An 8060-nucleotide genomic window follows, 5' to 3' on the forward strand; every position below is an offset into this window, starting at 1 on the left:
CGGTGTACACAGCTGTCGCCTCCTCATTCCTTCCGAAAAGTACCACCGATAAGCCGCCGCAGTCATGCGATTCTTGGCTTAGCTAAAGACGGATGACCAACCGGGTTTCCCGCCGCAAGAAGAGCGGTTCTAGCGTTCAGTGTTGCGTTAATTCCAGCTTTGTTCACTCGGACTTTCTGGCTCTCAAGTGCGTCATGCATTGACGAGACAGCATCCGGCTGTATTTTGTCGAGTTCGTCAATACATGCAACTCCACCATCAGCAAGCACGAGAGCACCTGCCTCAAGTCCCCACTCTGTGCTACCGAAGTCATCGGCAACCGCCGCAGCAGTCAACCCTGAAGCCGTCGCTCCTTTGCCTGAGGCATAGGTTGAGCGCGGTGCGAGTTCGGATACTACAAGGAGGAAGGTCGATTTTCCACAACCAGGATCCCCGATCAGGAGGATATGTGGATCGCCGCGCTTTCGATTACCGCTTGCCGTTTCCCGTGCCCATCCTCCGAACAACTGGAGCGCGATCGCGAGTTTGACGTCCTCATCCCCTTTATGTTCAGGGTTGATGCTCTTGACGAGAAGCTCGTAAGGGTCCCCCTTTTCCCCGTTTGCGATGGCCTCAATCTCTTCGATATGCGCCTCAATATCGATGTCTTCGTAGTCACTTTCTTCTCGAACGACCGACTTGGCATCGAGAGTGGTGTCAAAATCCCGTTTCTGGTTTTCGCCAGGATCTTGGATGCTGAGAATGCCGGTTAGAGTGACTCGGTCACCAGCATCGAATTCGTCGATCAGATCGTCTCTGAGATTGACATCGACTGTCTCGCCTTCACCTCCTTTTGCACGTTCAGGAGGCTGCTGAATGCGAGCATATTGGTGATCGGTCCATTCCGATGCTTCTGGCTTTGGATGGAACGGGCCCTGTCGCTCGCACCCTTGGCACTCGTGGGGCTCTTGCAGGAGTTCTCCCTGTTGGGGGACTGTCGTCTCCGTCCCACATCGTTGGCACTCGAAAACCGCTTCTACTATACGCGGTTTTGGATCACTGACCTTCCGAACTTGACCGCGTACGTCGAGAAGCCGGCCAATATTCTGCTGTCGGGAGACTTCATTGACCTCGAGGGTACGTGTTTCGGGAAGATTGTACACTCGCACGTGTGCATCGCTGAGATCAATATCGACGGGAAGATCATAGAGATGCAGAGCCTCTTCAAATGCATCGATGATTTGTCGCGGGTGTTCGAGCAGATCGTCAGCAATGTCGACGTCGAATCGGTAGACATCATCGAAATCCACACAGAGAGACGTCTGTTCGTTCGGGAAACGCTGTGCTAGCTGTCCAACTTCCTCCGAATAGTAAGTTCGGAGAAAGTCTATCAATCGTTCGGTGAGTTCGTTTGTCGCGGACATGATCGGGTACTGTGGATGTTCCACAACGCTTCTGGCTAGGTGTGGACCCCGCCTGGAGCGAGTGGAGCGAGTGGATTGCAGATGTACTCACAGCTATTCGACACTTGCTTACACAACCACTCAGCAACGCAAGTTCGCGTCGTCTACTGCTTCGGATCGGTGAAATGCTCAACCGGAGGGGGCTTCCCCCAGTTGAGGTGTTGTGGAGGTTCCACGGTTATCGTCCCCCGTGGCTCACGTCTTGGCTAATAACCTGTGATGGAAGATTCCCCTCTTCAAGATTGAGCTTTAGACGGCTTTCACCACCAGATTTGCTCTCATACCAGAGAATGGACTCATCGTCGACAAGGCGAGCCGCTCGACGCATGTCATCATAAATGGTCGTGCGGTCAACATCGGGATGGTGGAGCGCAGCTTCGGCATCCTCACGATTCACTGACGACTTTGCGTCGCGACCCCGGTCCTGCTCGCGTTCAGCGGCACGCTTGAGATGCTGAATGAGTGCAATAGCTCGTTGCTTGCCATCCATCTCATCTGCACTCTCAACAAGTTCAAGCAGATCAGTACGAGCGTCAAGTCGTCTAATTTCCTCCTCTAACTCATTGAGACGATTACCGGATTTATTTAGTTGCGACTCCAGTTGCTCACGACGGGCCCTTTCCGCTTGGAGCGTCTCTCGAAAGTCGTCGAGTTGGCCAGAAAAGGATTCTAAGCGGCGGTAAAGCTCGACAACACCAACATCGTCCTCTGTGATTGGGTCTTCATCGTCTTCTTCGAAAATTCCAGTCGTTTGTAGATGGTGGCCTGATTGGTTCTGGTTCTGATTACTCAAAGATCCTCACCCCCTTCCACCAGCGGCGTGTTTACGGTTGATGGCACAGACATCTCTCTGTAATCGTCAGGCTGTGATGCTGAAGACGACATACCGAACTGATCCAATTGGGTTTGGTGCGCTGTCAGCTGGGACGACCGTTTGGATAACGGACGTTCCTGGGTCTTTCAGTTGACTCAAGCAAGCGTGAGAGAGTTCTGTCTCGCCCCACGCCCATATACGGCCGGGAGCAGGCAGATGTGCAGCTGACTCATCCCGATGGCGGGAGAGTCTGATCGTGTTCGCTTTGTCAAGGGCGGTTTCTGAGGTCACACGAGCCATTATTCACTCCAGGATTATAAGCGTTTGCAGACTTCAAATGCACAACGCACTTGAGAGATGCAAAGGATCATAAGCCGCGAGGAACAACACAATAGCATGAAGCTCGTAATGCCAACCAGTTTTCAGGTGCTTCGAGTCCTGAACGACAGAAAGCGCCAGACGGCGCCGAACCTTGCCGAAATCCTGGACAAGGATTCCCGATATATGAGCAACCAGCTGAATGATCTGGCTGGGCAGGGACTCGTTCGCCGAGTTGGTCCCTCCGATAATTCAAAGATGTTCGAGATCACAGAAAGGGGCCAGATTGCGATCGAATACGCTGATGAATACAGTCACCAGGAAGCATCTGAATTTGGACGGCTGGTCAACCGTGTTCTGAAAGATAGGCGGGCAAGCGGTTCTAATCGAGAAATGCCGGTCTCTACGATCTATCTCAGTGCCGAAGATTTTGAACTGCTCAATTCTCTCCAAGAAAAAGACGGGAAATCCATCGAGGAAATAGCTACCACTATAGACCGACTGCCCGGAATAATTGAAGCTGGGCTGGCACGGCTGGAAGCAGAAAAAATGGTCGATCAAGGGAAGGAAGGAGAATATCGTCTTGCAAAATTGGGGTCGCTTGTATCGGGCCGAGAGAAAGAATACGAAAACATGGGCGCTAGAGAGTTTACAAATAAGGTGACCAAAGAACTGGTACTCGAAGATCGAGCGGAAGAATAACCTCTGTATCGTTCACTGGTGGACCCTAAAATAAGACCAACATTCCAGGGAGCCCAGAATCACTAACATACTCGCCGTTAGAGTCAGTGGTGCTTTCGCGATTTCTCGATCCAGAAATTAGTATCAATATCAGTCCCAGTAGCGCAATATACAATCGCTTATTTTATACAAAGACACAGGATTAACCAGACCGCACGACTGGACCACCGTCGGAGCAAAACCCGCGTTGAGGCGCGGGTTGTCGTGCGGTTACCCTAGAGGCAAACCGCATGATCCAATCAGACGCTGCGAGACTAAAGTGTCTCGCTCGGCTCGAGAGGTATCGAAGTATCATTGTAGATGAATTAGAGTGGGTGGTTTTCCATGCCAAGTAGCGACGGCACGATCGAGTGGGGAGACCTTCTGAGTAGCCGTCGACGTGTCCTGATCTCCTTGGTTCTGATTGAGAGCAGTGATGGCGAACCGATCGACGTGGGGGAACTCGCTACGGAAGTAGCGAGACTCGAATCTCAGACTTCGGGCCCTGTCGACAAAGACCATCGCCAGTCAGTGTACACGACGAGCACGCAGTATCACCTTCCGAAGCTTGATGCGGCGAACATCGTTAGCTATGATGCTACCACCGTCGCTCCCGGAGAGAACCTTCGGCGTTTCTACTCTCTGGCAGTCCTCCTACCCGGATCTGAGATCGAGTCACGTCCATTAAGCCCGTGACTAAAGGACCATGAGACCTAACCGGGAAAACTACCTATAGAGCCCATCTGCGTGTATTATAGCTTCTTCTATTTTAGCCAGCATATAGACTAATACCACAGGTTTGTATACTGCTCCATGATCGATTCGTTGGAAGAGTCTCCCGAACGACTACCTACTGTATCGGAATTTGAAGCAGCGATCAAGTCACTCAAAACGGCTATTGAAGGCCTCCCGACGAGTGCTTCCTCGTTCCAAGATCAATCTCTTGACTTTGCTCAGCTTCGTGATGGAACTGAAGGCCCAGCTCAGACTTGGCAAGAGATTGAGTCAGTAGTACGCTCTCAATTTGACCATCACCAACTGTATTCCGTTGATAGGGAAGACGGGTCAGTGAGGTTGGCGAGAGCTATCGGCCGGTCACCAGAAGCCAAACAACCGATCATCAATCTGGAGGTCGAATTTCGGAAGAACGGCAAAGTGAGTGTTGTATCGAGCTACTACCTTGATGGAGAGGAATATCCGTTCTTTCTCGGTGAGCCCTCCTCAGCAACTAACGCGGCAGTGGTGGCAGCAGAGCTAACTGCATATCTCACTTTCATTACGGCAATCAAGAAAGGAGAAGAGAACCACTCATCGCCTATCTCGATCTCTGGAAGCGCTCCGGAAGCACACCAGCAGATGCGAAACGAACTAGATACAGTGTGCGAGCAGATCGACCCAGCAAGAGAGGTAGCGATGCGACTCAAACATCGACCAGAGTGGCGGTACTTGGATACGCCTATGGCTCAGCGATCTTCTAGTAATACCCATTCAACGTCATGTCAAACGGATGGTGGAGAGTCAGTACAGTGTCTTATTTGCGGCGACGTACCCGTCCAGGGTCCGACGCTGAAATATAAGAATTGGGAGGGTAAGCTGATGTTCTGCGAGCCATGTCTCAGGCTCGTCAAGAGATCAATCGAGGAAGAGCAAACGATACTGGAGGCGATCGCTGACGATTTGGGGTAATGATGGTGGACAAGCGAAGAGGTCTTCAAGAATACTCCTGCTCGTGTTAGTCAGGAAACGGGACGTTTGCAACGTCCGCTATCAAACCCACCCGCACCCCAGCGGTTCCGATGTAACTCTGCTTTTCAGCACGTCTATTGCCTTGTTCCGTGTGAAAATAGATCGTACTAAAGACAGGGATCGCATCGTCCACAAAATAACGTCATCCAGAAGTAGTTCATAGTGAAAGATACCGACTACTTAGGTACTATCGACGGCCGGTAGCGAAATTGTGAACGTCGTTCCTGCACCCGCCTCCGACTCCACCTGTATCTCGCCGCCATGATGGTCAACGATACGTTCACATAGTGCGAGGCCGACTCCTGTGCCTTCATGCTCTTCTCGTGTATGGAGCCGCTGGAAAATCTCGAAGATACGTTCTTGATCCTCTGGATCAATGCCGATACCCTCATCTCGAACAGAAATTTGCCACGTCGACCCCTCTTGCGCCGCCGAGATATGGACTCGCGGCGGTTCCTCGCCGCTGTACTCGATCGCGTTATCCAGAAGGTTCTGGAAGAGCTGGCGAAGTTGGCTTTCGTCACCCTTGACCTCTGGGAGCTCCTCGATCATGATTTCAGCGTCGTGTTCTTCTATCCGAAACTGAAGATCGGCTCGGGCATCTTCGAGGACAGCATCCAGATCCACAAGTTCAGTTGGACTCCCCTGGGTTTCAATTCGGGAATACTCCAGGAGATCATCGATCATCTCGGTCATTCGCTCGGCCCCATCGACTGCGAAATCGAGGTACTCCAACGCCTCCTCGTCGAGGTCGTCTTCAAACCGGCGCTCGATGAGCTGAAGATACGAGGAAACCATCCGCAGTGGTTCCTGGAGGTCGTGAGAGACAGCGTACGCGAACTGTTCTAAGCGCTCATTGGACGCATCTAGCCGTTCGATGAGTTCTTCAAGCCGTTGTTCGTGTCGTTTACGCTCAGTGATGTCGTTCTGGACGGCAACAAATCGATCAATTTCACCGTTCTCGCCGGTGACTGGGGCAATAGTTTGCTCGGCATAGTAACGTTCGCCGTTCTTCTGACGATCAGTAATCTCTTCTTCCCAGACATCTCCATCCTGAACCGTCTCCCAAAGCGTCTGGTAATATGTGTCGTCGTGTTCACCAGACTGGAGAATCTCGGGGCTTTTGCCAATAGCCTCCTCAGCAGAATATCCGGTTATTTCCTCGAACGCTGAATTGACATACGTAATCTCACCATCGGCGTCGGTCATGTAGATCGCGTGACCCGATGCTTCGACCGCTCGCTTAAACCACGAGAGTTCTCGTTCTCTCTGTTTTTGTTGGGTAATGTTAGTATAGTGTTCGATCCGACCTCCGGCGTAAAGCCCGGACTGGATCGGTTGACTCCAGTGTTCTAACCACCGTTCGTCGCGGGTTTTATTTTCCACGATGTGGCACTCGAACTGTTCGGTGTAGGTGTTGTCGTCGTAAGTCGCAGTCACGCGGTTGGCAAACTCCTGCGGTTTTTCGAACAGTTCGGCGATGTGGTCTTCGATGACCTCCCGCTTGTCCCGTCCGAGAATCGCCTCACGATCGAGATCAAAATACTCCTCGACCGCTTCATTGACCCATACGATCTCGAACTCTGAATCAAGGATGAACGTCCCTACCTCGGAGGTATCGAGGACATCATCTGTGAGTGATCGGTATCGTTCTTCGCTCTCGCGCAGCGCGCGTTCGCGTTTCTTCTGGTCGGTAACGTCCCGGAAGTACACCGAGAGGCCGGACTCAGAGGGGTAGACCCGGACCTCCTCCCAAATTCCCAGCGGCTCCGAGCACCGTTCGAAGGATCGCGACTCTTGGGACTCCAGTGCCGTCTCGTACTTCGCAAAGATCGGGTCGTCTTCATCAGCGTCGAGCGCTTCCCAGGGGGCCTGTCCGAGAAGTTCGCCCGCAGACTTGCCGAAGAGCTCTTCCGCGCGTTCGTTGACGTACTCGAACCGTAACTTCTCGTCGAGGGCATAGAACGCATCGTCAACCCGCTCGAAAACGTCCTCAAGTTCTTCTTCGAGTTCGTCGCGCTGGCGTTCGAGTTGCTCGTTTTGCGCCTCGAGTTGTTGCTCGTACTCGCGGCGCTCAGTCATGTCACGGGTGACCTTCGTGAACCCCCGGAGTTCGCCGTCTTCGTCTCGGGTGGCGGTGATCGTCACGTTCGCCCAGAAGCGCGAACCGTCCTTTCGAACGCGCCACCCCTCGTCCTCTACCTGCCCTTCGGTCGCGGCAGTTTCGAGGTTCCGCTCGGGCACGCCCTCGGCAACGTCCTCGTCGGTGTAGAACGTCGAAAAGTGATCGCCGACGATCTCGTCCTCTCCGTACCCCTTGATTTGTTCGGCCCCTTCGTTCCACGTTGCGACCGTGCCATCGGGACGGAGCACGAAGACGGCGTAGTCCTCGACAGCACTCACGAAGGCACTAAGCTGCTCATCCACATTCTGGTTGTCGCCCTGGAGATTCCTGTCCGTCACCCACCAGACGGCGTTCGACTCACTCACTTGCTTGCGCTGGATTTGTTCACGCTCGGCAAGTGTTTCTAAGTGCCGTTGAGCGGCCTGACACGAACATCCAAACGACTTACAAACTTCCTCAGTCGATAGCGGTGACGCCTGTTGCCGGAGAAGTTTCATAACGCCGTCTTGGGTGATTCCGTCCCTAGGCCCAGAGTCTCCCATTATACGTTGGTATGGCCAGAGGGTATATGCAAGTAGTGCATCTTGGGGTGCTAACGCGAGACGAAGTTGCGAGCCCCAGTCTTGTTGATGATGGAGCGCGTACGCTCACAGACCTATGGTTGACCTCGATCCTACCGATCAAGGTATCCTGTATCTACTCCAGCAAGATGCCCGCAACAATACGACCTCGGGCATTGGCGAGCAGGTTGGCGTCTCCTCAACTACTGTCGGCAACCGCATTAGCAAACTCGAAGAAAATGCTCTGTTGAATAGCGATCTAATCCGCCGATATCACTAGCTTAGAAGGATGAAGCCGAGGAATTCGATTCTGTCTATGGAAATCGATATCCTCG

General features: G+C 52.8%; 6 protein-coding genes and 1 pseudogene. 4 read left to right on the forward strand and 3 right to left on the reverse strand.

What is annotated here, in order from left to right; translation table 11 throughout:
• Window positions 1-101: 101 nt before the first annotated feature.
• Window positions 102-1403: pseudogene (locus BM113_RS21595) on the reverse strand (ATP-binding protein); the annotation flags it as partial.
• Window positions 1404-1620: 217 nt separating this feature from the next.
• Window positions 1621-2235 carry a hypothetical protein gene (locus BM113_RS22105; protein WP_143095886.1) on the reverse strand — a complete coding sequence of 205 codons (615 nt, stop codon included), beginning with the start codon at window positions 2233-2235 and terminating at the stop codon, window positions 1621-1623.
• Window positions 2236-2652: 417 nt separating this feature from the next.
• Here BM113_RS22105 and BM113_RS21600 point away from each other — a divergent pair, with 417 nt between their 5' ends.
• The 3 genes from BM113_RS21600 to BM113_RS22115 all read left to right on the forward strand — a co-directional run bounded on the left by BM113_RS21600 (window position 2653) and on the right by BM113_RS22115 (window position 4980).
• A complete protein-coding gene (locus BM113_RS21600; RefSeq protein ID WP_143095887.1) occupies window positions 2653-3276 on the forward strand; it encodes a helix-turn-helix domain-containing protein in 624 nt (207 codons plus the stop codon).
• A 363-nt stretch (window positions 3277-3639) separates the two neighbouring features.
• On the forward strand, window positions 3640-3990 hold the full coding sequence (locus BM113_RS22110) for a DUF7344 domain-containing protein (protein ID WP_143095888.1): 351 nt from the start codon (window positions 3640-3642) through the stop codon (window positions 3988-3990).
• A 117-nt stretch (window positions 3991-4107) separates the two neighbouring features.
• A complete protein-coding gene (locus tag BM113_RS22115; protein ID WP_143095889.1) occupies window positions 4108-4980 on the forward strand; it encodes a hypothetical protein in 873 nt (290 codons plus the stop codon).
• A 240-nt stretch (window positions 4981-5220) separates the two neighbouring features.
• On the opposite strand, the gene BM113_RS21605 is transcribed toward BM113_RS22115, so the two are convergent.
• On the reverse strand, window positions 5221-7707 hold the full coding sequence (locus BM113_RS21605; protein WP_089790178.1) for a PAS domain-containing sensor histidine kinase: 2487 nt from the start codon (window positions 7705-7707) through the stop codon (window positions 5221-5223).
• A gap of 115 nt (window positions 7708-7822) precedes the next feature.
• Here BM113_RS21605 and BM113_RS21610 point away from each other — a divergent pair, with 115 nt between their 5' ends.
• Entirely contained in the window at window positions 7823-8005 is a 183-nt protein-coding gene (locus tag BM113_RS21610) for an Lrp/AsnC family transcriptional regulator (protein ID WP_089790180.1), read from the forward strand.
• Window positions 8006-8060: the final 55 nt, after the last annotated feature.

The sequence above is a fragment of the Natronobacterium haloterrestre genome, assembly GCF_900112205.1.
GTDB classification, from domain to species: domain Archaea; phylum Halobacteriota; class Halobacteria; order Halobacteriales; family Natrialbaceae; genus Natronobacterium; species Natronobacterium haloterrestre.